Source organism: Spirosoma validum, from assembly GCF_014699035.1.
Classification (GTDB): Bacteria; Bacteroidota; Bacteroidia; order Cytophagales; family Spirosomataceae; genus Spirosoma; species Spirosoma validum.
In genome coordinates this window covers 165,772-190,831 of record NZ_JACXAA010000002.1, presented here as the reverse complement: position 1 = coordinate 190,831, position 25,060 = coordinate 165,772, and the positions used below count along the sequence as shown (strand labels likewise).

Annotated in this window: 18 protein-coding genes; 9 read left to right on the top strand and 9 right to left on the bottom strand. The window is 48.8% G+C overall.

Going from position 1 to position 25,060, the window contains the following annotated elements; all coding sequences use genetic code 11:
- Positions 1 to 103: 103 nt before the first annotated feature.
- From IC230_RS05640 to fabG, 3 genes are all read right to left on the bottom strand, one after another.
- Positions 104 to 646: a hypothetical protein gene (locus tag IC230_RS05640; protein ID WP_191038009.1), complete on the bottom strand. Its 543-nt coding sequence runs from the start codon at positions 644 to 646 to the stop codon at positions 104 to 106.
- A gap of 9 nt (positions 647 to 655) precedes the next feature.
- Positions 656 to 1,534, bottom strand: coding sequence for a diacylglycerol/lipid kinase family protein (locus IC230_RS05635; protein WP_191038008.1), 879 nt, complete (start codon positions 1,532 to 1,534; stop codon positions 656 to 658).
- A gap of 167 nt (positions 1,535 to 1,701) precedes the next feature.
- A complete protein-coding gene (fabG, locus tag IC230_RS05630; protein WP_191038007.1) occupies positions 1,702 to 2,439 on the bottom strand; it encodes a 3-oxoacyl-ACP reductase FabG in 738 nt (245 codons plus the stop codon).
- A gap of 110 nt (positions 2,440 to 2,549) precedes the next feature.
- Here fabG and IC230_RS05625 point away from each other — a divergent pair, with 110 nt between their 5' ends.
- Positions 2,550 to 2,981 (top strand): YybH family protein, encoded by a 432-nt coding sequence (locus tag IC230_RS05625; RefSeq protein ID WP_191038006.1) that lies wholly within the window; start codon positions 2,550 to 2,552, stop codon positions 2,979 to 2,981.
- A gap of 40 nt (positions 2,982 to 3,021) precedes the next feature.
- Here the strand turns inward: IC230_RS05625 and IC230_RS05620 are convergent, their stop codons facing one another.
- Complete coding sequence (locus tag IC230_RS05620; RefSeq protein ID WP_191038005.1) at positions 3,022 to 4,269, bottom strand: acyltransferase family protein; 1,248 nt, start codon at positions 4,267 to 4,269, stop codon at positions 3,022 to 3,024.
- A gap of 96 nt (positions 4,270 to 4,365) precedes the next feature.
- On the opposite strand from IC230_RS05620, the gene IC230_RS05615 reads away from it, so the two are divergent.
- Positions 4,366 to 4,782, top strand: a complete 417-nt coding sequence (locus IC230_RS05615; RefSeq protein ID WP_191038004.1) for a MaoC family dehydratase — start codon at positions 4,366 to 4,368, stop codon at positions 4,780 to 4,782.
- A 92-nt stretch (positions 4,783 to 4,874) separates the two neighbouring features.
- On the opposite strand, the gene IC230_RS05610 is transcribed toward IC230_RS05615, so the two are convergent.
- Positions 4,875 to 5,060: a histone H1 gene (locus IC230_RS05610; RefSeq protein ID WP_191038003.1), complete on the bottom strand. Its 186-nt coding sequence runs from the start codon at positions 5,058 to 5,060 to the stop codon at positions 4,875 to 4,877.
- Between the two features lie 145 nt (positions 5,061 to 5,205).
- Positions 5,206 to 6,510 (bottom strand): aminotransferase class I/II-fold pyridoxal phosphate-dependent enzyme, encoded by a 1,305-nt coding sequence (locus IC230_RS05605; protein ID WP_191038002.1) that lies wholly within the window; start codon positions 6,508 to 6,510, stop codon positions 5,206 to 5,208.
- Between the two features lie 256 nt (positions 6,511 to 6,766).
- On the opposite strand from IC230_RS05605, the gene accC reads away from it, so the two are divergent.
- The 7 genes from accC to IC230_RS05570 all read left to right on the top strand — a co-directional run bounded on the left by accC (position 6,767) and on the right by IC230_RS05570 (position 19,310).
- Positions 6,767 to 8,278: an acetyl-CoA carboxylase biotin carboxylase subunit gene (gene accC / locus IC230_RS05600; RefSeq protein ID WP_191038001.1), complete on the top strand. Its 1,512-nt coding sequence runs from the start codon at positions 6,767 to 6,769 to the stop codon at positions 8,276 to 8,278.
- 126 nt (positions 8,279 to 8,404) lie between these two features.
- A complete protein-coding gene (locus IC230_RS05595; protein ID WP_223860348.1) occupies positions 8,405 to 8,728 on the top strand; it encodes a GNAT family N-acetyltransferase in 324 nt (107 codons plus the stop codon).
- Between the two features lie 182 nt (positions 8,729 to 8,910).
- Complete coding sequence (locus tag IC230_RS05590) at positions 8,911 to 9,528, top strand: RNA polymerase sigma-70 factor (protein WP_191038000.1); 618 nt, start codon at positions 8,911 to 8,913, stop codon at positions 9,526 to 9,528.
- Positions 9,529 to 9,608: 80 nt separating this feature from the next.
- Complete coding sequence (locus IC230_RS05585; protein ID WP_191037999.1) at positions 9,609 to 10,598, top strand: FecR family protein; 990 nt, start codon at positions 9,609 to 9,611, stop codon at positions 10,596 to 10,598.
- A gap of 11 nt (positions 10,599 to 10,609) precedes the next feature.
- Positions 10,610 to 14,128 (top strand): SusC/RagA family TonB-linked outer membrane protein, encoded by a 3,519-nt coding sequence (locus tag IC230_RS05580; RefSeq protein WP_191037998.1) that lies wholly within the window; start codon positions 10,610 to 10,612, stop codon positions 14,126 to 14,128.
- A 36-nt stretch (positions 14,129 to 14,164) separates the two neighbouring features.
- Complete coding sequence (locus IC230_RS05575; protein WP_191037997.1) at positions 14,165 to 15,706, top strand: RagB/SusD family nutrient uptake outer membrane protein; 1,542 nt, start codon at positions 14,165 to 14,167, stop codon at positions 15,704 to 15,706.
- Positions 15,707 to 15,806: 100 nt separating this feature from the next.
- Positions 15,807 to 19,310: a VCBS repeat-containing protein gene (locus tag IC230_RS05570; RefSeq protein WP_191037996.1), complete on the top strand. Its 3,504-nt coding sequence runs from the start codon at positions 15,807 to 15,809 to the stop codon at positions 19,308 to 19,310.
- Between the two features lie 42 nt (positions 19,311 to 19,352).
- Here the strand turns inward: IC230_RS05570 and IC230_RS05565 are convergent, their stop codons facing one another.
- From IC230_RS05565 to IC230_RS05555, 3 genes are all read right to left on the bottom strand, one after another.
- Positions 19,353 to 20,432: an AAA family ATPase gene (locus IC230_RS05565; RefSeq protein ID WP_191038602.1), complete on the bottom strand. Its 1,080-nt coding sequence runs from the start codon at positions 20,430 to 20,432 to the stop codon at positions 19,353 to 19,355.
- A 113-nt stretch (positions 20,433 to 20,545) separates the two neighbouring features.
- Positions 20,546 to 21,466 carry a PorP/SprF family type IX secretion system membrane protein gene (locus IC230_RS05560; RefSeq protein WP_191037995.1) on the bottom strand — a complete coding sequence of 307 codons (921 nt, stop codon included), beginning with the start codon at positions 21,464 to 21,466 and terminating at the stop codon, positions 20,546 to 20,548.
- Positions 21,467 to 21,675: 209 nt separating this feature from the next.
- Complete coding sequence (locus IC230_RS05555) at positions 21,676 to 24,963, bottom strand: hypothetical protein (RefSeq protein ID WP_191037994.1); 3,288 nt, start codon at positions 24,961 to 24,963, stop codon at positions 21,676 to 21,678.
- Positions 24,964 to 25,060 lie beyond the last annotated feature (97 nt).

Here is a 25,060-nt window from a genome sequence, read left to right as displayed (position 1 = left end):
ATAGTTTTGGAGGGGCAAATATCGGGCTTACGGCGTTACGTTGTGCACCTACTCTTATTAATGTCAATGGTTTAATCTGATTGCTGACGGCGTAATTAAATTCTTAATCCAATTTCCGGTTCCGGCCTTGTTTAAAATTACGGGAATCCATTACCCAACGTTCGTTATAAACTGACCGGTAATAAATCACTATGTCCATATTGCCTGCGCTTTGATGGAGCTGCTCAGCCGCGTGTCGGTCAGATGTCTTGTAGAGGTAGATCTTCTCATCCTGAGGAATAACTTTATCCCGCCACAAATCGCTAATAACCAACGAAGAATCCGCTACGTGTTCTTCAGCCAGCGCATCTCTCGTCAGGTTGTACATATTATCGTAGCGTTTTTTCCTATAGTAATACTGTACGCTATCAATAAAGGCTGGTCCAAGACCAAAATTAGACACTGTCATGGCTGACCCGGATGTATTATCGTCAAAGCGGCCTGTGTGGTATAAATCCAGCACTGGCATCACGGACGCGTACTGTTGGGTGCGTTGTAAATAAGCCTGGTAGAACGTAATACCGATGGCGCAAAAGCTCGATACAACAGCAAGAATACTCAGATACGTATCGAACGTAACAACGACTTTACGTTTAGCAGCAGGCATAAGATATCTTTATAAAAGAACCAGCAAACTTCCCGGCAACACCCGTACGTCAACCTGGTTAGTGGCTAACGTAACGGGTTCGCCGTCTACATGAATCAATAAGGGGCCATTTGTCTGCACAGACGCTTTAGTAATGGAGTGGCCTCGCCAGTAAGCGGACTGATTCAGGGTTTTATTGAATAATCGCCAGGTCAACATACCCGCTGCCTGCGCCGGAAACGGACGAATTTCACACTGTTCCAATCGACCGTCGGCAATGTTGGCGGTCGGCGCCATCCAGGCATTGTTACCAAATTGGCCCGCATTGGCGAACGTTAACGAGAATAATTCTTTCTCCTGTCCATCAAGCCGAAACCGCTGGGGTTTGTACCCCCAGAATGCCCGAAACGCCGTACGAACATAAGTCGGTAATCCACGAACAGACTGTTTGGCAAATTCATGCGCTACGTAGGCTTCAAAGCCCAGCCCAGCCGTGCAGAAAAAAGGGTGTTCATTTATTTCACCGCTGTCAATTACGACTGGTCGACCGCTCAAAGCCCGTTCAATGGCTTGCATCGGATTTAGTGGAATGCCGAGATGACGAGCCAGCCCGTTGCCCGACCCAATGGGCACAATACCCAAAGCCGTCGAAGATCGTCGGAGAGCCTGCGCGGTTTCATTAATGGTGCCGTCGCCCCCGATAGCTAGTACGCGGGTAACACCCTGAGCAACCGCTTCAGCAGCTATTTCTGTAGCGTGTCCGGGATGGGTTGTCTGAACAACATGTGGCGCATAATGGAGTGCCTCAGCTCGGCGCACGAAGGCCTCCTGAAGCACTTTTTTTTGCTGGGCAGACGTAGTGCCGGAAAGCGGGTTGACAATGGCCAGAACGGCCGAACGGGTAGCCACTCAGGAAAAGAAAATAAATAAGAGAAGAATAAACACAACAATAAAAACGTAGTACCAGCCATCTGAGAAGATATAAGGCTTATACTCGTTATAAAATCTTCGAACCTTTTTCATGAATCGCCGACGGGAGTTGCGTTTGTAAAGATAGTCGGTTTGAGTGGATCAGTTTATAGCGCCTGTCCGCCATTCACGGCTAATACGTGCCCATTTACGAACGAAGCTTCATCGGACGCCAGAAACAGGTATGCGAAAGCAATATCTTCGGGTTTGCCAATACGTCGCACTGGAATCGTAGCCACCGCCTGGTTACGTACCTCGTCAGGCATAGCATCGGTCATGGCGGTTTGAATAAATCCAGGCGCTACCACATTCGCCGTTATGCCTTTGGGTCCCAACTCCTTCGCCCACGAACGGACCATGCCAATAATGCCAGCTTTAGCAGCCGCGTAATTGGTCTGCCCGAATGCGCCATGTACCCCGTTGATCGACGATGTACAGATGATACGTCCGTACCGCTGTTCGACCATGTATGGGGCAACAACTTTTGTGCAGTTAAAAACACCCGTCAGATTCACGTCAATCACCTGTTGCCACTCATCAAACGACATTTTTAACAGGGTTTTGTCGCGCGTAATCCCGGCATTGTTGACCAAAATATCGATTCGACCGTAGCGGTCATATACATCACGAGCTGCGGCCTCGATACCAGGGACATCGGTCGTGCTAACATGGTTAAATTCACAGCGAAAACCCTGATCACGCAACGTTTGGACCGTGTTTTCCCCTTCATCCAGTACGTCCCAGATAATTACTGTAGCACCTTCTCGACAAAAGAGTTCGGCCGCTCCCCGACCGATGCCCCGAGCTGCTCCGGTGATGACAGCCACTTTATTTTGTAATCTCATAGGATTAGGATCTGAAACAATAGTCTGTCAATAACGGTAAAATACGTATGAGTTACCAAATTTAGTCAGGACACTACATACGTTACATATTTTTAGCCAAACATGGATTCATGAAACACCTTCTTACGCTTTTTCTCCTCACACAACTAACCTGGCCTGCCTTAAGCCAGACGGCTCAGGATCGCCGGGCTATTCTTCAGCTTTTGAAACGTCAGACAGAAGACTGGAACACAGGCCGGGTCGATAAATTTATGAACGGCTACTGGCCATCTGACTCTTTGACGTTCGTTGGGAAAGCCGGTATTACGTATGGATATCAGGCTACGCTTGCTAATTACAGGAAACGCTATCCTGATCGGGAATCGATGGGCACACTTAAGTTCGATATTCTGCAATTAGATTTCCTCTCGTCCGATGTTGCGTACGTCATTGGGCGCTTTCACCTGACCCGCCCAAAGATTGGCGATGCCGACGGGCATTTCACATTACTCTGGCGTAAGATCAACAAACGCTGGGTCATCATCAGCGATCATTCAAGCTAATTAGCAGAGGGGTGAGGGCATGGGGCAGAGGGTATTATATCTACACTCTTTGGCTTTTGCCCTCTGCGCGCTGCTCAATCAGCTGAGTCGGTTCTTTGGCCGAAAGTCGCTCGCGAAGTTCGGTAACGGGTTTCTCGAAAAACTTATAGAGAAGAGTCGACAGGATGAGTACCAGTACCCAGAATAGCCCCACTTTGGCCCAGCCAATGGTCGATGACGTGGTTGGTATCCGCTCAATAAAGTTGATCATGATCGGAGTCAGATTGAGCAGATACATTGAATAAGAAATCAGGCTAATATGCGTAATGGCCCGGGCAATACCGGAACGTACCAGGCTATCAGGAGCTGTTCGCCAACCGTCCATAAACGGCAACCAGAGAGTCATGCTCAAGCCAATGACCAGAAAGTAAATGGTACGCTTATAAAACGTGTAAGCAGGTATGATCCCGGCATTGGCGTAAAACCCCAGCATTAGAATTGAGGCAGAAAGGGCCGTCAGTACTGTCAGGATCAGCCCTAGAATAAATAGCCGACGCCGTAGCGATTCATTGGTCCAGTACGCCGGAAAATAGTGTCTGACATAGGCTCCCAGCACACCGTAAGAAATGGCATCCAGTCGCGTCAGCACAATTCCACGAAACTCTAACTCTCCCTCGGCAATAGGAATCTGGATCGCAATGAAGAGTCGATACAGATTTGTCCCGATAATAATCGAGAGAATGGTTAGCAAAACGATACGTTGGCGCGACCATTGCGCCGACAATAACGTATGCATAATCCACAGCAGTAAGGGCAACGTAATGTACGACCACTCTTCGATGGCCAGGCTCCACGTTTCGGGGAAAAAACCGGGAGTCGGACTGGCGAAGTTTTGAATGAAAACGAAATATTTAGCCAGTACGCCCCCGTCGGGTAAAACAGGCAACAGGCCACTTCGCCAGGAACGTACTAAAGCAAACAGAATCAGGCCACCCAGTACGAGATAATAATTTGGCAGGGTGCGAAACCACCGGCGAGTCCAGAAATTCAGCAGCAGATCGCGGTCGAAACGTCCTTTTTTCTCGTAAGACCGGATCAGGATACCACCAATCAGAAAGCCACTCAGCACGAAAAACAACTCAACACCATCGGGCAGCAGGTGGTGCCAGAAGGCCCCATTGTAGTATTTACCTAAGGCAACGCTTGCATGAGCATCGACCACAATCAGAATCGCAATGGCCCGCATCACATCCAACCCAAATACGCGCTTCGTCGTCCCCGTATCGAGCGAAAACAGTTTTTTCAGCATAAGTACCTGCGAAGATACAGCGGAATGATAAATGATGAATGATTTAGAAGGGTATTCAGAACTTTACGACTTTTGCACAATCATTCATCATTTGTTATGACTCCTGACTTTGCTCCCAATGCCGTTCATCGGTATGCGTTTCGTTTTTCGCAGGCTGACGTAGCTGATTTTGCCCGTGTAACAGGCGATAATAATCCGCTTCATCTCGATGCTGACTTTGCGGCTCAAACGCCTTTCAAGCGACCGATTATTCACGGTATGCTCGGTGCCAGTGTATTCACAAAAGTGCTCGGTACTGAATTTCCGGGGTATGGCTCAGTGTATCTAGGACAAACGCTGGAATTTCTACGCCCTATGTTTGTCGACACTGATTACGAAGCTTCGTTTACCGTTCAGTCGATCGATTCGGCCAAACACATTGCTCAGATTCTGGGTGAGATCCGGGATGTGCAAACTGGCAAAGTAACAACCCGGGGCGTAGCAACGCTGATGCATCGGGAGAAAATTATTTAGATTTTAACCAGGCGATCCTACAAAACAAAACCTCCCTCGCTAGGCCTATGTGCTGACGAGGGAGGTTTATATTTCGGTCGAAATAACCGTGGTTACTCTTTGGTAGCCGTGTTCTTGGCGTTTTGAACTTCCGAGCGGATGTTTTGCGCCAATGTTTTCAAATCCTGCATTCCTTTGCGAACGCGGGTACCTGCTGCCTGGTTGTTTTTTTCGTAGAACTTCTCGAAATCTCCTTCCAGCGACATAACCAAATTCTTTACTTCATCGAAGCGTGCCATAGCGATACGTATGGGTTAAAGTGTGTGAAAAATGCCCAAATTCCGCTAAAAACGCGGTTTTCGACTGAAATTTAGTCATTCTATCATACAGCGCAATAGCTAAGCCAAAAAAATAGCTAAAAAATCCTATTTTTTTACCAAAACCCTATTCAGTGGCTGCTTCGGCAGATACTTCCAGCGTTTTTTCGTTAACTGGAGGCACAAATTGCCGATAAGCGCCCTGTTTGATTTTTTCACCCATTTTCGAAAAAGCATTCAACGTGTATTCCACATCGTCCAGAGAATGAGCAGCTGTTGGAATGATACGTAACATAATCGTTCCTTTAGGCACAACCGGGTACACAACAATCGAACAGAACACGCCCATGTTTTCGCGCAAATCCATGGTAAGTGCCGCTACTTCAGGAACGCCACCTTCCAGATCGTGCAGGAAAACTGGGGTTACCGGCGATTGCGTATCACCAATATCAAAACCTCGTTCGCGTAGGCCATTCTGCAACGCCCGTACATTCGTCCAGAGTTTATCGCGGAATTCCGACGAATTACGAATCATGTCCAGACGTTTCAGCCCGCCCACTACGTAAGGCATAGGAAGTGCCTTCGCATACGTCTGCGACCGCATGTTATACTTAAGGTACATGATGATGTCATGATCAGCGGCAATAAAGGCTCCGATTGCCGCCATCGACTTAGCAAAGGTCGAAAAGTAGAGATCGATTCCGTTCTGGCAACCCAGCATTTCGCCTACACCCGCACCCGTTTCGCCCATTGTTCCGAAACCGTGCGCATCATCAACTAATAACCTGAAATCGTATTTTTCTTTCAACGCAACAATTTGATCCAGGCTACCCACTTTCCCCGACATTCCGAACACGCCCTCGGTAATCACCAGAATACTGCCTCCCTTTTCGGCAGCTTTCTTAGTGGCCCGCTGGAGGTTTTTCTCCAGGCTTTCCATGTCGTTGTGGTTGAACTTATAGTATTCGCCCATCTTGGCTTTGTGGAGCCGGATACCGTCGATCAAACAGGCATGACACTCGGCGTCATAAACAATTACGTCGCGGTGATCGACGACAGCCTCGATAGCCGACATAACGCCCTGATAACCATAATTCAACAGGAAGGAGTCTTCTTTGCCAACAAACTGGGCTAGTTCCTTCTCAAACTGTTCATGGAGATCACTGTTTCCCGACATCATGCGCGCGCCCATTGGGTAAGCTAGCCCCCATTGTGCCGATGCATCGGCATCAGCCTTCCGAATGTCAGGATGATTGGCTAATCCCAGGTAATTGTTCAGACTCCAGTTCAAAACATCCTTACCCCGAAAACGCATATGCGGTCCAAGTTCACCTTCGAGTTTTGGGAACGCGAAGTAGTGGTGACCGTTGAACTCCCGCGCTGGCGAACCGATGGGGCCTAAGTTGTTACGCAGTTTCTCAAATAAATCCACTTTTTATTGGTGTTTATCAGGCTAAAGCCCTGTTTTTTTATATGCTAAGTGCAAAAATACGGTTAACTTTTGGTAGCGCAAACTCATATCAGAAAATTCAATTCGATAATCGTTTTGTAACAAAAGCGTATTATTGGTAATCGATTGTCATTAGTGGGTCATTTATAGTTAGTAATGACTATTGGCTATCGTCCAGTACCTGGCCGGTAACTACCCTATTACCAATGACTCTTTACTACCTATAAATACTTACTCAATGACAATAGAAAAATTACTTGTTGCCAATCGAGGGGAAATCGCCTTACGAATCATGCGGACGGCTCGTGAAATGGGTATTCAGACTGTAGCAATTTATTCCGAAGCGGATCGTAACGCACTTCATGTCCGCTATGCCGACGAAGCCGTGTACGTTGGTCCAGCACCTTCCTCCGAATCATATTTGCGTGCCGACATAATTATTGATGTCTGTAAGCAGCTAAATGTTGATGCGATCCACCCCGGTTACGGGTTTTTATCTGAGAATGCCAATTTTGCCCGGTTAGTGCGGGAAGCAGGTTTACTATTTATTGGCCCTTCGCCCGAGAGTATTGAGGTTATGGGTAGCAAACTGGCCGCTAAAGCCGCGGTCGCTACCTATAATATTCCGATGGTGCCCGGCACACCTTCGGCCATTACCGACCGTAGCGAAGCCAAAATTATTTCGGCGAAAATAGGTTACCCGATTCTTATCAAGGCCAGCGCGGGCGGGGGTGGTAAGGGGATGCGTGTCGTTGAGAGCGAAGCTGATTTTGACGAGCAAATGGATCGGGCTGTCAGCGAAGCCCAGTCGGCTTTTGGTGATGGATCGGTCTTTATTGAGAAATACGTTACGTCGCCCCGACACGTCGAGATTCAGGTGTTGGGTGATCAGCATGGCAACATCATTCATCTTTTCGAGCGCGAATGTTCGGTGCAGCGTCGGCATCAGAAAGTCGTTGAAGAAGCGCCCTCCGCTATTCTTACCCCCGAAATTCGCGACGCAATGGGCCGCGCGGCCGTGGACGTAGCGCGGGCGTGTGGGTATTATGGTGCTGGTACGGTCGAATTCATTGTGAACGACAAGCTTGACTTTTATTTTCTGGAAATGAACACCCGCCTTCAGGTCGAGCACCCCGTTACAGAACAGATTACGGGTGTAGACCTGGTGAAGCAGATGATCTACATTGCCGAAGGAAAACCGTTAGCCATCAGGCAGGAAGACCTCGAAATCAAGGGACACGCGGTAGAAGTACGGGTCTATGCCGAAGATCCAGCCAACAACTTCCTGCCCGACGTAGGTACGCTCGATACGTATGTACGCCCACAGGGTAACGGCGTTCGGGTAGACGATGGATTCGAGCAGGGTATGGCCATTCCAATCTATTACGACCCGATGATTGCCAAGCTTATTACGTATGGTGATAGTCGGGAAGAGGCCATCCAGAAAATGATCCGCGCCATTGATGAGTACCAGATTTCGGGCGTACAGACAACCCTCCCTTTCTGCCGGTTCGTTATGGAGCACGACGCCTTTCGGTCGGGTCAGTTCGACACGGGTTTTGTCAGTAAGTATTTTACCCCGGATAAATTAACGCCCGCACCAGACGTAGCAGAATCCGAATTGGCAGCTGTTTTAGCGGCTTACCTGCTAAATAATACCAGGCCAAACGCAGGTCGAACGCAACAGAATGGTGAGAATATTCAGGTAACAACGCAGAAGAGCAACTGGAAGGCCAACCGACTGCGATAAGTTATGGACTACCAGATTGACACAGTTGCTGAGGCCGAGTACCCTGATGTACTGGCTGTTTAGGAAGCATCTGTACGAGCAACGCACCATTTCCTTCGGGAAGAGGACATTCAATTTTATAAGCCATTGATCTTAAACGAGTATCTAAGAGCGGTTGATCTATCGTGCGTCCGTAATAAAGACGGAAAAATAGCTGGGTTTATGGGCGTTGCTGATGATAAAATCGAAATGCTATTCATCCATCCAGATGTGCGCGGAAAAGGGATTGGGAAGATTCTGGTGAATTATACGCTTGACCAGTTGGGCGTAAAGAAAGTGGATGTCAACGAAGCGAATGAGCAGGCCGTTGGGTTCTATCAGCATGCCGGTTTTCTGACTGTAAGCCGCTCAGCGCTGGACTCCACCGGTCAGCCGTTGCCGGTCCTACACATGGCGCTCATAACCAAATAACCAGTAGTTAAGAGCAGCATCGGCTGGTTTGGCTATCCGTGCGGTAAATCCTGTTGAAAAATAAACCCATTCTACTGCGCGCTTATTTTACAATTGTATTATTATCAGAAAAATTGCGTAATTTACTTTATAATCGTATCTTTATTGTGTAGATAATACACCATTAGCGTTTTGCCTCTTTTATGCATATTCAAAGGTTACCTACATCCTTACAGCATGAATCGGAGACGATGCTTTCCCGGCGTATAAAAGCAGGGGATGACAAAGCTTTTGAGGAAATTTTCTTCCGGTACTATAAACATCTATATGCTATTGGCCTCAAATTTTTGAAGAATCCTGACCTGGCCGAAGATGCCGTTCAGGATATTTTCCTGAAACTTTGGGACCATCGCGACGCACTCAACGAAGCCTACTCCATCAAAAATTTTCTGTCCATTGCCATGAAAAACCACGTGATGAACGTCATACGGGATCATCACACGGCTATCTGGGAATACATCTCCTTCGGGACCGAAGAACTGGCTGGAGAAGATACGACGTCAAATACGTATCAGCTTCAGGAGTACGGTGCTATTCTGGAACAGGGATTAAGACAACTCCCCCCTCAGCGTGAGAAAATTTTCCGGTTACGGGTGTTCAGCGGATTAAACAACGAGCAGATCGCCCAGCAACTATCCATCTCGGTCAATACGGTTAAATTTCAATTCTCTCAGGCGACCAAGTTTATTAAAGCGTATCTGGGAAAGCATGCTGATCTGGAAAGTGCTTTGTTTGCTTTCGTGTGTTTGCTACTTTTTTAATTTTTTTTCTTCGATCAATCATACTTCCTTCCCGGTTGCGTGTATTCATTCAGGAGAGTGCCAACTATTCCTGATGGTTAATGGATTCACAACGTCTACAGAATTATTTACGAAATCAGTGTACACCGGAAGAGGCCCGTGTGGTGCTGACTTATCTGGCGACCGATGAGGGGCAGCGTCAGTTGCAGCACGTACTGAACAACGACCTGGATAACTTCAGCCAGCAACCTCTCGACGCCCTTGAGCAGCAGAGTGCTCAACGCTTGTTCGGTAAGATTCAGGCCAGCAAAACAACAAAGCCCAAGCTATCCTACCCTCAAGAAAATTGGCTGGGACAACGCTGGCATTGGCTGGCGGCTGCCACGGTTAGCTTACTCTTGCTGGCAACTGGCGGCTGGTGGTTTTATCAACGTAACGCGACACCCCAACTGCTTACGCTGCACACCGATTATGGTCAGATCCGGCGTGTAAGTTTACCCGATCACTCCGTCGTAACGATGAATGGCAATACGTCCATTCGCTACGCTGACCACTGGTCGACCGACTCGCCCCGCGAGGTATGGGTCGAAGGGGAAGCTTTTTTTGAAGTCGTTCATACGAAAAATCATCAGCAATTCCGGGTACATCTGCCCGAACGAATGAACGTAGAAGTGCTCGGCACCCGCTTTAACGTTTACACCCGGCAGTCAGCGACGAAAGTTGTGCTGAATGAAGGACGTATTCAGATGCGCGTGGCCGATAATCCAGATAATCAACTGGAAATGAAACCCGGCGAAATGTTTTTTGCGGACACGAAAGCCAGGGTTTTCTATAAAAAAACGGTCGATGCACAGGCACAATCATCCTGGCGAACGGACAAGCTGGTTTTCAATGGGACGACACTGGCTGAAATCGCCACGCTATTACACGATACGTATGGTCTGGATGTCGAAATCCGGGATCAAAAATTAATAAAGCAGAAATTTTCCGGCACCATCCCCAGCAAAAATGCTGCTACAATCCTTAAAGGCCTCTCTGGTCTTTTTGACTTAACCATTACCGAAAAAAATAACCACGTACTAATCGAGTAAATCCAATCTATATGAAACGACTGTTATTCTTTTTAATGAGTGTAATCCTGGCTGGAGCCCTACCGGTCCAGGCTCAACTGCTGGCGTCGAATGTGAGTCATACCCATACCGGTCAACAATCCAGGGAACGTAACGTTTTGACGCTAAAAGCCGCGCTAACTGAACTGGAAAAGCAATACCGGGTGTCGTTCATTTACCGGACGGATCAGGTCGATACAAAAGTGATCCTGACTACCCATCGGAAATGGTCCGTTGAGGATGCGCTTTCTAACTTGCTGGCAGACACAGGGCTGAAGTTCGAGAAAATTCAGAACAATTTTTATGTGATTGCCCCTGATAAGGAATCTGAAAAACCCTTTTCCCGAAAAATCAATCAGATTGAAACGAAAGGATTCGACTCCCCGGCAACCGGCGAATCAGCCTCCCCTGATCTGACGATCGCCAAACTGGAACGTACTGGTTATTCGGTTTTGTCAACAGAGCGTCCATTAGCTGATATTCGGGGTAAAGTTTCGGATGCAAACGGGCAAGGCGTACCGGGCGTTAGTGTTGTCATTAAAGGTACGTCGCGCGGAACGACGACTAATGGCCAGGGCGATTATACGATCAATGCCAACTCAGATGCGGTACTGGTTTTCAGCTTCGTCGGTTACGTTTCTCAGGAGGTTCCCGTGAGTGGACGCAGTCTTCTGAACGTGACGTTACAGACCGACGAACGAGCCTTGGAAGAAGTAGTAGTTGTGGGTTATGGTACGCAAAAACGCGCTTCGGTAACAGGCGCCGTTTCGTCCGTAACTCCCAAAGATTTAACGGCTCTACCCGTAATCAGTGCTGAATCAGCGCTGCAGGGTCGCGTTCCGGGTGTCCGGGTAGTAAACAACGGCGCTCCCGGCCAGGCACCGATCGTGCGCATTCGGGGCGTTGGCTCGATCAACTTTGCCTCCGGTCCGCTCTATGTGATCGACGGCATTCCATCGGGTGATCTGAATAACCTCGATCCGAAAGATATTGAATCGCTCGAAGTACTGAAAGATGCCAGTTCAGCGGCTATCTATGGTTCGCGGGCGTCGAATGGGGTCGTTATCATCACCACCAAGCGGGGGACTAAAGATGGGCAGCTCCACGTCAGTTTTGATACGTATGTAGGCACGCAAAGTGCCTGGAAAAAGCTGGATCTACTGAACACAGATCAGTATATTCAATATGCAACGGCCCTGAACGGAAATGCAGGCATTGCCCTACCCGATCGACTCAAAAACCTGAACACGCCGATTTATAATGGTGCTACCCAGACGTTCGCCCAAACCAACACCAATTGGCAGGACGTCATGTTCCGTACGGCTCCGATTCAGCAACACCAGGTTTCGGTATCGGGCGGCAACCAAAAATCACGGTTTTTTGCGTCGGCAGGCTATTTTGATCAGGAAGGAATTCTGATCGGCACGAATTACAAGCGGGGTAACGTTCGGCTGAACTCCGATCATCAGATTACCAAAGCCATTTCGTTTGGGCAAACGCTGATGCTTTCGTACGACAAAACCCGGGGAGAGCAAGGTTTTGGTGGTGGTCGTACGGCCGTTATGCAAGCCATTCGTAATCTGCCTTACTGGCCGGTTACCGATCCGACAAAAGTGGGAGGCTATAGCTCTCCGACAGCAGCCGATGGTTCTGACCCCGATAACCCGGTCCGGATTGCGCTCATGGACCAAAGCTATCAGCAGCGACTCAAACTGCTCGGTACGTTATATACAGAGATCAAACTAACCAGTTTTCTGAAGTACCGCTTCAGTTTCGGCGCCGACATCGTTACTGCGCGGGGAAATGACGTTTATCCAATCTATAACGATGGATATAAGGGCCGTACGCAAATGCAGTTAAACGACAACCGGACCTCGTATTATTCACCAATCCTTACCAATCAGCTGACCTTCGACAAAACGTTTGGCAAGCATGCATTGAACGTAACAGCGGTGGCAGAGAAACAGACGTTTCGTAGTTCCAACGTGAACGCAACAGGCTATCGTCCGAATAACGACATTGAAGTGCTGCAGGGAATTTCGAACCCCGGTGTTACGAGTAATCTGGATGAAAGCAGCCTGATTTCATACGTAGCGCGGGTGAACTATGATTACGGCGGCAGATATCTGATTAGCGCGTCGGTACGTCGGGATGGCTCGTCGCGGTTTGCACCGGGCAACAAATGGGGAACGTTCCCATCGGCGTCGATTGGCTGGCGTATCAGTGAAGAAGCGTTCATGAAATCGATACCCGATATTTCGGAACTGAAACTCCGGGCCAGTTATGGCGAAACGGGCTTCAATGGTATCGGTAGCTATGCCTGGCAGTCACTGGTGCAGGCCGACAATACGAACTATATTTTCGGTGGTGTAAAAGCGTTGGGTTCGTATTTCAGTGCCCTCGGCAACACCGAATTGAAGTGGGAAACCACCAAAATGACTAACATAGGCATAGACATGGGGCTGTTCAGCAATAAACTGACGTTTACTGCCGAGGCTTATAACCGTCTGACCGATGGGCTGTTACTGAACGTACCGATCCCGAATTCGATCGGTTATTCATCCGCACCGCTGGCCAACATCGGCAGCATGAAAAACTGGGGCTATGAATTCCAGGTGGGCTATAACCACAATCAGGGCGACTTCCGCTGGAACGTATCAGGTAACATCGACATTACCCGAAATCGCATTCTGAGCCTCGCTACGCCCAGCGCCACCATTTATTCTGGCTCGAATGGGGATTTCGGTCCAGACGACATTACGAAGACGGAAGCCGGTCAACCTATTCAATCGTTCTATGGCTACCAGGTAGCTGGTATTTTCCAATCGCTCGACGAAGTGTATAGCGCTCCGGCACAGAGCCGGGCCGAAAAGCGGGAGAATAATGATCCGGCGAAAAACACATCGCCCGGAGACATTCGGTTCAGAGATCTGAACGGCGATGGTGTTATCAATTCCAGTGACCGGACGTATCTGGGCAGCTACATCCCGAAATTTAGCTACGGTGTCAATTTTGGCGCAAACTATAAGAATTTCGACCTGACGGTGTATCTCCAGGGTGTACAAGGGAATAAGATCTACAACGGAACAAAGGTTATTGAACAGGGAATGCTTCGGTTATTCAACGCCGGAACCGACGTATTGAACGCCTGGACACCTACCAACACCAATACCACCGTACCACGGGCCATCAACGGTGACCCAAATGGCAATACGCACACTTCCGACCGGTTTCTCGAAAGCGGTTCGTACATGCGTGTGAAAAACCTGAGCATCGGCTATACGATCCCAACCGAAGTGATGAACCGGATCTCGAAAAATACCCTGAACAAACTGCGTATTTATGTATCCGCCACCAACCTGCTGACGTTTACAAAATACACGGGTCTGGACCCCGAAATTGGGGTTAACGGTAATTCGGGCGACACAAGTAAACTACTGACCAACGGCATCGATTATGGTCAGTATCCACAGCCTCGTACGCTACTGGTGGGCTTGAACTTCGGATTTTAAAAACATTCCAGACATCGTTATTAACAGAACAAGCAAATGAAAAAAGGAATTTTAATCGCTGGAACGTTATTTCTGGGACTGATTTCTGGCTGTAAGGAAGAAATACTGGACAAAACGAATCCAAACGGCGTTACCGTCGATAATTTTTATAAGAATGGCTCCGAGCTAACCAGCGCCGTTACGGCCGTTTATGCGCTGACAAAGGCCAATCAGCTTACCTCACGGGAATGGTTTTTTCTGCACGACCTACGTAGCGACGACGTAGCATCGGGCGGAGGACAACTCGAAGCACCCCGCAATCAATTATTGTTGGGAAGCCATAACTCCAGTAATGGCGTGATGAACTCGGTCTGGAATGGTCACTACCGGCTGATCCATCGGGCGAACTCCGTTCTGGATTTGTCGACTAAGGTCAGTGATCTGTCTGCTGGCGATAAAAACCGCCTGTTGGCCGAAGCCCGGTTTCTACGGGCCTGGTCTTATTTCGATCTGGTGACGATGTGGGGCGGTGTTCCGCTCTATAAAAATTACGTAACGTCGATAGACGGATCGCTGGGCCGCTCCTCCGAAAAAGAGGTATACGACTTTATCGTTGCCGATCTGAAAGCCGCCCAGGAAGCCTTACCGACCACCTACGAGGCCGCCAACCTGGGTCGGGCAACAAAAGGAGCAGCCCAAATGCTCCTGGCTCGGGTTTATCTGCAACAGGCTGATTATGCTAATGCTAAAACAGAATTACAGAAAATAATTTCGTCGGGTACCTACAGCCTAGTCGATGAATTTACGGATAACTTTCTGGAAGAGACTGAATTCAACAAAGAGTCGATCTGGGAAATTAACTTCTTCCCATCGGGTGGTAATTACAACTGGGATGGTGACGGAAACGGCGCTACAGCGGGGACTGAAACCGTACGTACGCAGGAGTACTCAGCAATTGGCTGGCGGAACATCATTCCGTCTAACAATCTGCTGAACGAGTTTGAAAAAACGACGAAAGGCGATGCCAAAACCGACCCTCGTTACGCTAAATCGTTCTACTTCACGGGCGACAAATACAATAGCGACAAAAATACGTTGACGGATGCCGCTCAGAATGGCAACTCATCGACGGTCGGTGGGCAAACCCTGAAAGTTAGCTGGCGGAAGTTTTCGCTGATGTATAAAACGGATCAGTCTTTCCTGACTGGGGGCATCAACCAACGGATTATGCGCTATGCCGAAACACTGTTGGCCATGGCCGAATGCGAAAATGAACTCGGCAATACCGCATCGGCCGTTACGTATCTAAATCAGGTTCGCGCCCGCAAGAGTGTAGCCATGCCTGCTTACCCAACAGCAACGTATCCGGTTAGCACGAAAGATCAAGTATTTGCGGCTATCGTGCACGAACGGCGGGTTGAACTGAGTGGCGAAGAGATTCGGAACCGCGATATTCTGCGCTGGCGGAAGGCGGGTAAGCTGACAACGGAGCCATTCAGTTATTTCCAGAAAGGTAAGCACGAACTACTGCCTATTCCACAGACGGAAGTGGACAATAACCCGAAAATTGAGCAAGTTGACCAGAATCCGGGCTATTAGTTTTCAGTATTACCAACCTATTGATTAGTAGTAGCGGGGGACAGCATTATTTATCGGCTGTCCTCCGCTTTTTACGTTGTAAAAGAACAGGAGCATTATCATGATTCGTTTGGGTTCGTTTTATGAAAAGATCATCGTTGGTCTAAGCCTGCTGGTTGCGGCCTGTCATAAGCCACAAGCCAAGCGTTTTGACTTACTTCCTTCTAGTCAAACCGGCGTAACCTTCGCGAACACACTTACCCAAACCGACCAACTCAATGCGTTTACGTTCACTAATTTTTACAATGGGGGGGGCGTTGGCGTTGGCGACGTCAACAACGACGGCAAACCCGATGTTTTCTTCGGCGGAAATCAGGTAAGCTGCCGACTCTATCTAAATCAGATCGACTCTACAAATCACAGCTGGAAATTTGACGACATTACCGAGTCGGCCGGGGTTTCCACGAATCGTTGGTGTACCGGCGTTTCCATGGTCGATCTGAACGGTGATGGCTGGCTGGATATTTACGTGAGTGCTGCCAAACATCCTGGTCTCACTGAATCCAAAAACCTGTTGTTCATTAATCAGGGGCTCAAAAAAGGGAAGCCGGTTTTTAAGGAAATGGCTGCCGAATACGGCCTGGCCGACGATGCCTATACAACCCAAACCGCTTTTTTCGATTATGATCTGGATGGCGACTTAGACGCTTATCTACTCAATACGGCTCCTGATCTCCAAAACCCGAATATCCTCAGGCAGACCTACAACGACGGTACGTATCCAAGCACGGGAAAACTTTATCGCAACGAAGGCAATGGGCCTAAGGGACATCCTACGTTCACCGATATTTCTAAACAGGCGGGTATCGTATATGAAGGACTGGGTTTGGGCCTGGCTATCAGCGATCTCAATAAAGACGGCTATCCTGACATTTACTGCTCGAACGACTTCATCAGTAGTGACATTCTCTACCTAAATAATGGCAAACGGTCAACCAACGGTCCAGCGTTTACCAATGTCATTCGCCAGGCGACCGCCCACACGAGCCTGTATGGCATGGGGGTCGACGTAGCAGATTTCAACAACGACGGCCTACCCGACGTTTTCCAGCTTGATATGCTGCCCGAAGAAAACGCCCGCCAGAAAAAAATGCTCGCGGGGCAGGATTACGACCGCAAGGAACTCAGTATTGCCGAACCGTACCGGTATCAGATGCAGTACATGCGCAACTCGCTGCAACTCAATTTAGGGGCAGAGGGCATGGGGCTAGGGGCAAGGGGTAAAGCAGTCGACCAATCCCCCCATCCTATCCCCTCTGCCCCTACCCCTCTGCCCTCTGCTCCCATCCCCCGTTTCTCCGAAATCGGCTTACTGGCAGGCGTTGCGAAAACGGACTGGAGCTGGTCGGCACTCTTTGGTGATTATGACAACGATGGTCGTAAAGACCTGTTTATTACGAATGGATACCGCCGGGACGTAACGGATCGCGATTTCATTCAATTCACCGAAGAGTTCTCAGGCTTCGGCACGACTGAATTTCAGAAGGATAAGCGCGAAGAACTGATGAAGAAAGTTCCGGAAGTACAGGTGCCAAACTACGCGTATCGCAATACGGGCGACGTATCGTTTACCGACGTATCGCAGGAATGGGGACTAGCCTCGCTCTCCTATTCCAACGGTGCCGCCTACGCCGATCTGGATAACGACGGCGACCTCGACCTGGTTGTCAATACCCTTGATTCCGAAGCCCTTATTTATCAGAATACTACCCAGGAACAGTCGCCGAATCATTACGTATCCATACAATTCGATGGAGCGCAGGGTAACCGGCAGGGTATTGGTGTGAAAGCGACGGTATGGGCAGGCGGTCAAATGCAGTATGCTGAACTATCAGTTGTCCGGGGCTTTCAGTCGTCGGTAGAACCTGTGTTGCATTTTGGACTGGGCAAGTCAAAGCAAATTGATTCGTTACGGGTTGAATGGCCGGGTGGTAAGACCGAAACTCGTTACCGCGTCCAAGCCAATCAACGACTGCACTTCCGCCCTCAAAACGCTCACGACACATACGTAACACCCACTTCCAAAACGACTCAGCCGTTATTCGCTAATGTTCCCCTGCCGGTTACCCCGACTTTTCAGCATCAATCGTCCGATTTTGTCGATTTTAAACAAACCGCAGCTCTGCATAAGATGCTTTCGCGTAGTGGCTTCGCGCTGGCAACCGGCGACATCAATGGCGATGGTTTAGAGGATTGTTTTGTCGGCGGTACGTATCGAGGCAGTAAAGCCTGTTTCCTGGTAAGAACGGCGCAGGGCGGATTTACGCAAAAATCATTACCTGTTCATACCGATCATGACGATACAGCTGCTTTACTTTTTGATGCCGACGGCGACAAAGACCTGGATTTATACGTAGTGAGTGGAGGATACCAACAATCAGCTTCCGATAAAGCGTTTTATCAGGATCAATTATACATTAATAACAGTCGCGGTGATTTTAGCCCCGCTTCGTCTAGTACCTTACCCGACGTATCAGGCAGTGGCTCCTGCGTTGTGGCCACTGATTTTGATCACGATGGCGATCTGGATTTGTTCGTCGGCGGCCGCTTGATTCCTGGTAAATACCCACTGCCCGCCCGCAGCTATCTGCTCCGAAATGACCAGTCGAATGGCGTTGCTAAGTTTACCGACGTAACGGCTCAGGTTTGCCCGTGGCTTTTGAAAGCCGGACTTGTTTGCAGCGCTCTCTGGACTGACACCGACCACGATGGGTGGGCCGATCTTATCCTCGCTGGCGAATGGATGCCTATTACGGTATTGAAGGGGGGAGAGGGCAAGGGGCAGGGGGCGAAGGGGTTCACATTACGCCCTATGCCCCTTGCCCCAACCCCTCTGCCAACCGGCTGGTGGAACAGTCTGGCACAGGGCGATTTCGACAACGACGGCGATCTGGATTACATTGCTGGCAACGAAGGACTGAACACGTTATATCGGGCATCGGAACAGGAACCCCTCAAAATTGTGGCGAAAGATTTTAACAACGACGGTACGTTCGATCCGTTGATGGGTTATTTTATTAAAGGAGTGGCCTACCCCGCCGTTCCGCGTGATGCACTGAATCAGCAGGTTATTCAATTCCGGCGCAAGTACCAGCACTATGCCGATTATGCTCAGGTTACGTTCGCTAATCTGCTTTCGGATGATGAGTTAAAAGATGCCTATCACGCCCAGGCGACTTATCTGCAAAGTGCCTATATTGAGAATCTGGGGAACGGCCAGTTCAGAATAACGCCCCTTCCCCGCCTGGCCCAGGAGTCGCCCATTTATGGTATTGTTCCTTACGATTTTAACAAAGATGGCAATCTGGACGTCGTTCTAACCGGCAACTTTTTTCCAAACGAAGTCAATATGGGGCGGCAGGACGCTTCTGTTGGTTTAGTACTTCTAGGCAATGGTCATGGCCAATTTCGTGCTCTACCGAGCCGGGAAAGTGGTTTGTTTGTTACAGGAGATGCCCGAACATCTGTTCTGTTATCCGACAAAAGCGCAGGCAAAGTACTGGTGACGGCCGTAAACGGGCAAGGATTGGCGGTTAATCGTTACATAAAGCCAAAAGGACACTAAATGTATAAGCGTGATGTCGGTCATCAGTAACCGACATCACATTTAAAATCCCATTTTGACTTCGAAGCGTTCGCCTGAAACCGTTTGCTCGTCGAGGTTGAAAATGTCAGCCAGGGTCATGGGCTGATCGGTGCGGAAGTCCACGCCAAGGTGAGCAAGCAGGTTATTGGCTTTGTTTGGAGCCAATTTTCCGAACGCATAGTCGACCATCAGTCGTCCTTTTCGCAAAAGAGCTTTGTCTAACAAGTGTTTGCTGGCGTTGAATGTCGCAATGACCTGAATGTGCATGCAATCGGCCAGGAGACCATCGGTGAGGTTCAGGATGTTTGATACGCTGTTAGTGTCTCCCCCAGCCTCGCGCGATTGCAGAATCCGTTCGGCATCTTCGATAATCAGTACAGATTCTTTATTGTCCAGCAAAAACGGAATAATTTCAGGCGAGGTCAGGTAGTTGGTCATGTAAGGCGGCAGAATCAGCATGTCTTTCTTGACCAACGAACTGAGGTATTTGATGTACGTTGTTTTACCGGTTCCAGGCTCGCCATGAAGCAGAACAAGTCCCTTGCTTTTCGGCTGTGCCAGCAGACCTACCAGCCGCTCATGAACAGCCGGAAAATCCTCGTTATAATGCAGTTCAAGATCGATCTCGGGCGGCAGAATTTCGACACGCTCGGTATGCAATCCACCTAAACCACTCTGGATCAGATAAATGTGCGTCTGATTATCTTCGTGAACGTATTTATGTTCATGAAAACCATCCAATAAACTTTTTGCCGATGTTTCTTCACGGAAATAGCCGTACAGACGAAAAAAGCGATCGCCTACAAATTCCGCTTTGAGTACCAGGCCGTCGTCGTGCTGATAAATCCGCTCAATGACATGCCACCCCTGATCAGAAACCCGCGTCGAATGATTGATAAGCTTAAAACCCCGGCTATCCAGGAGTTGCTGAGCAGAGGGTTTAAAATCGTCGTTAAAATGAAGATAATTCGGGTAGCTTCCGAATGTCTGAACGAAATGTGGAGCCAGCGGAAATTCCCGGTCAAGGTCGCTGGGAATGTACATATTCTGAATAGTAGACTGGTTAGACATACGATTGTTGGCTGACAGATAGTGCAACATATCGTCCTTGGAAATATCTTCGTAGGGTTTCAAACAGACGTCGCGTTACGTTTCTAGGGGACTAAGTTATCGAAATTTTCGATGACTATCCCGAAAACTCACCCGTATGCTGTTTAATACGTAAACTTCAACACATTCGGAGAAAAGCGAAGCATGAGTTCATGAACGCTGTTCTGATCGAATAGCATAGAGCCCGGACTCTCAGGGGTTTTCGAATTAAATACGTAGCCAAGGCGAATGGCTTTGGTTAATTGATATTCGGCAAATGCCTGAAGATAATTGGTCGAGATCAGGCCGGGACTGTTCTGCCGATATGATGCACCCAATCCTATTTCTTCGTTAAACCAGACTCGTAGATTCAGATCGACACCTAATGGTCGTGTATCGATTTTTGAAATCAATATCGACGGAATCAACACGGTATTATCGTCTATTTCAAACGGAACCCCTACCTGGAACATAATGGGTCGAATGGCCTGGTAGGCTGCCTGGCCGGAAAAGCTGAGTGTTCGGCCCGCCAGTTCGGGAGCGGATACACCCGCAAAAAAGCGATCCGACTGATAATAAATGCCTACTCCAAAGCTACCCGTAGCCCGGTTGAGTGTCGTTGCACTCGCAAAATCATAAAGCGGTAACACCGTAACGCCCCCCTGCACCCCGATGGACAATTTAGCTAAAGCAGGCAGATTGAACCGATAAGCCGCGCTCCCATAAGCACCAGTCGCAGCAAACAGTCCCATGCGATCATTCATGGCCTGGAAGCCTAGTCCAACCCGACCATTGGCAACAGCTCCATCAGCCGAAACGGTTTGCGTGATGGGTGCGTATCGTACGCTAAACCATTTGCGCCGAAGAAACGCCGATAAATGAAATGATTCCCGACTGCCGGCATAAGCAGGATTGATACTCAGCGGATTTAATAAATATTGTGAGTATAAAACTTCTCTTTGTCCATAAGTACGCTGACTTATTAGTAGCAGCCCTAAACAGCCCGTTAGTAAGAAAGCAATTTGTCGAAAGGAGATATTCCGCATAAAGTGAGTATTACGATAAATTGTCCGTTTTACCTAAAAAAGAATGCCAGATTACTCTACACAATTCGACCCCGCCGGGACGTTCGGCCGTTGCCGTCAGACATTTATAGACTTCTGATTGACCTATAAACATCGGACGGCAACGGCCGACCGTCCCGGTGGGGTCGAACCCATAACGAAATCAGATTAATCCGTATTTAACCAATTACTTAAAAGTCATACCCAAGTGTTAAATAAGCAATCGGTTTGCCAACTGTCTTGTCTTCCATGCCCCAGGCGTAATCGAACTTAACAAAATAACCAAAGATCATAGTTCGTACACCGGCTCCGTAACCAATCAGGAATGGATTTTTAAAGTTCGTCACGACCGCGCGGAACGGTATGTTGCCCCCGCCGACAATTTCGGTGTTCAAACTGTTTTGCTGACTGAATGGCCCGCTTCCCGTCCAGGCAGTGCCGATATCGGTGAAGGCAACCAGTTGTAGATTACGCAGGAAATTGGACGTTACGTTACCCCGATATAGGTAGCGAATTAACGGTAATCTCAATTCAGCATTGAAGAGCATATGGCTGTTCCCAGTGAGTTTGCCCTGGCGGAATCCACGTAGTGGAGCAGCAAAATCAAGGAAGAATGCGTTTCGGTAATCGTATGGGATTTCATTCTGAATGGTGTTCGGCACCAGCAGCGGATTGGAAGCAACCTGCTCTTTCTGATTATTGATCCAGTTTTCCATACCACCCAACGTACTTTGCTTGGGTGCTGCCCCTCCCGACTGGCTAAACGAAAAACGAAGTGCTAAAACCAGATCGCGGTGAATTTTCTGGTAGTGTCGGGCGTCGAGCGATAACCGCCGAAAACTTTCGGATGACGAGCGCATACCTGCGTATTCTTCATAACGAAGTTTGAGCTTTGTGCCGACAGTCATGTTCATGCCGTTGATTTGACTGTTGTCGAACACAAACTCGCCCCGCAAGCCGGCATAGTCAGATACGAGGTCGGGCAGTGCAAACGATGAAAGATCGATCAGCCGGGTCATGGCATAGAACGGGGATACCGTAAAGCGGCTGTTGACCGAAATTGGATAGGACGCCGATACGGCAAACCGGTTGTACCGATTTTTCTGCGTTAGACCGGCATCGGGTACAAACAAAGTCTGGCGGTCAACACGCACCCCATAATCGATGCGATGCGTTAGGTTCGTGTATTCAGCAAATAAGTCGCTGTTATGAAGTGCGTTGGTTAAGCTCAGAAACCCACCGGCACGTAGTACGTGATTTTCCAGCAGATCGGTTAGTGTGACTTCCTGCGTGTACCCAAAACCTCGAATCGGATCGATACGCCAGTTGGAGGGAGCATCATTGATACCAAACGTGCCTTTGTAATCGAAGGGGCCACGGATGGTAATATTTTCACGACGGCGATTCCGCAGAGGAGCCGTTGTTATGCCCGGCGACACGCCTGCTACCGACCGACGCTGACGATATTCAGCCGCTTTCAGCACCTCTGGATCGAACTGATAATTATCAGTGTCAACTTCACCAGGCTCCAGTGATAGTCTGTTTGTTGGTACGGGTTGTGCGCCACCTGCTACGTTACGTCCGGCGGCACTTGAATCAGTAAGCGTTTGAGTAGCCTGTGTCCCGGTTGAGTCGGTTTTAACCGGGTTCGTACGGGCCGTATTCTGTGCAGTCAATCGGTTAATGGCAGCCGCACGCTGGGTAGGCGGTGTCTGTACCGACTGCGACAGATTCAGTTGTGAACGGAAGCCAATATACTCATCGCCGTTTTTCAAACTGCTGTAAACGAACCCTCCATTGGTCGGATTCAGGTCATACAAACGAATACTTTGCGGGAAAGCTGTTAACTGTCCAACTGCTTTGCTTTCGGTATCAAGGCGGTATAAATTCCGAATGCCATTTATGTCATTGAGGAAATATAGAGTTGTCTCGCTGGCGGGGATAGCCTGTGCGGCATGCGAGAGCGAATCGGTTAGCCGAACTACCGACAAATCCCGTGCACTACCTTCGTGCGTGAACAAACTCAGGCGGTCACGGATCGTTTTATACGAGCCTTTGTCAACACCAAGGGTATCTTCTTTGCGATTCGAGCTGAAAACGACCTGACGCGCCGTACGTCCGACAAACGATGGGTATAAATCATCGTAAAGATCGTTGGTCAATTGCTGATAGGACCCGCGATTGATACTATATAGAAACAGATCGTTCTGCCCTTTACGGTCGGCGCTCAGGATCAGACTCCCACCATCCTCCGAGGCATCCATCCAAACCACCTGCGACAGTCCATTAACCTGACGCTTAAACTGTTGTTTAGGCCGTTTTTCAAAATCGCTGAACTGATACAGGAAGGTTTTCCCAACCTCGTCGGTCATAACGAGCAGGTTGTTTCCCTTCTGCCAGGCAACTAAGGGTGTACTGGTAGGAATAGCCAGGCCATCGAGTCGGTATCCGCCCGACAGAATTGTTGTTTTTTTACGATTCTTTGTATTGACAACTTCTACACTGAATTTTCCGTCACGTAGGATGCTATACGCAATATGCTCTTTATCAGGACTTAACTTTAAACTGATCAGCGAAGACTTATCATCCGCGGAGCTTACTTTAAGCTGAAAGTCATCGGTGCCGCTCTGATAGGCCTGCGTTACGCTGCTGGCCATACCTGCATAGTACTCACGCCATTCGCGCAGGAATCGACTGTAAGGCACCCCTAACGTACTGGTAATACTTTTTTCCTCATTCCGGATGATCCGCGTCAGGTTGAGGATATTGGAGACATTATCGCGACCGTAACGCTGAACGATGTAATTCCAGATCGAATGGCCAACCTGTTCTGCTTCCAATCCCGACAGACCCGCCAATAGGGCCGCTCGTTTAATGGGATGCGTCAGGGAAACGTCGCGCATGTAATCGTCTAATTCCTGACTATTTCCGTAAGCGATGTACGACGCTATTCCGGGCATAAACCAGTCAGGCAGGGTTAATAACAAGGAGCTTTGAAGCGCATCTTTCAGGCTGCCACCATAGAGCATGTCATACACGAAAAGCATGGCCACGTCGTGAACGATCTGCTTTCGGAAACTTGATTGATCACCTGTGAAGGCCAGTTCGATACGCGATTTGGATAAATTCTGCTCCCGAGTGTTCAAACCACCCTGTGCATTGATACCAATGTTGCTTTGCGCCAGTTCAGAAGGCGAGTTGAATAAAAAAATCTTGACCCGGTTGTACGGTGTGTACCCCAGCAATTCCGTGATCCGATCAAACTCCGACTCAGCATACTGAGCCGTCAGATTGGCAATCTGCGTACCATCCTGATAATAGTAAATCTCGAAATTTGAGGTTCGGATGGTTTTCCACTCGAAACCGCGGTACTGAATCCGATTTTTTCCAAATCGTTCGAGCGACGGATAATTTTGAGCAGTAGCCCCACTCATTCCGACCAACAAAAGGCCTACTAGTAAAATGTATTGATTTCGCATAACGTACCGACAACCATACGCCCAATTCCAATATGCCGGATTCACGAGCGTTTACCTACTACGTATTTCCTAAAAACTAACTGATTAGTGCTGATCG

Coding starts and splice junctions, on each gene's coding strand:
- IC230_RS05640 (WP_191038009.1), bottom strand. CDS start 646: ATGCCTGCTGCTAAACGTAAAGTCGTTGTTACGTTCGATACGTATCTG.
- fabG (WP_191038007.1), bottom strand. CDS start 2,439: ATGAGATTACAAAATAAAGTGGCTGTCATCACCGGAGCAGCTCGGGGC.
- IC230_RS05625 (WP_191038006.1), top strand. CDS start 2,550: ATGAAACACCTTCTTACGCTTTTTCTCCTCACACAACTAACCTGGCCT.
- IC230_RS05620 (WP_191038005.1), bottom strand. CDS start 4,269: ATGCTGAAAAAACTGTTTTCGCTCGATACGGGGACGACGAAGCGCGTA.
- IC230_RS05615 (WP_191038004.1), top strand. CDS start 4,366: ATGACTCCTGACTTTGCTCCCAATGCCGTTCATCGGTATGCGTTTCGT.
- IC230_RS05610 (WP_191038003.1), bottom strand. CDS start 5,060: ATGGCACGCTTCGATGAAGTAAAGAATTTGGTTATGTCGCTGGAAGGA.
- accC (WP_191038001.1), top strand. CDS start 6,767: ATGACAATAGAAAAATTACTTGTTGCCAATCGAGGGGAAATCGCCTTA.
- IC230_RS05590 (WP_191038000.1), top strand. CDS start 8,911: ATGCATATTCAAAGGTTACCTACATCCTTACAGCATGAATCGGAGACG.
- IC230_RS05585 (WP_191037999.1), top strand. CDS start 9,609: ATGGATTCACAACGTCTACAGAATTATTTACGAAATCAGTGTACACCG.
- IC230_RS05580 (WP_191037998.1), top strand. CDS start 10,610: ATGAAACGACTGTTATTCTTTTTAATGAGTGTAATCCTGGCTGGAGCC.
- IC230_RS05575 (WP_191037997.1), top strand. CDS start 14,165: ATGAAAAAAGGAATTTTAATCGCTGGAACGTTATTTCTGGGACTGATT.
- IC230_RS05570 (WP_191037996.1), top strand. CDS start 15,807: ATGATTCGTTTGGGTTCGTTTTATGAAAAGATCATCGTTGGTCTAAGC.
- IC230_RS05565 (WP_191038602.1), bottom strand. CDS start 20,432: ATGTTGCACTATCTGTCAGCCAACAATCGTATGTCTAACCAGTCTACT.
- IC230_RS05560 (WP_191037995.1), bottom strand. CDS start 21,466: ATGCGGAATATCTCCTTTCGACAAATTGCTTTCTTACTAACGGGCTGT.
- IC230_RS05555 (WP_191037994.1), bottom strand. CDS start 24,963: ATGCGAAATCAATACATTTTACTAGTAGGCCTTTTGTTGGTCGGAATG.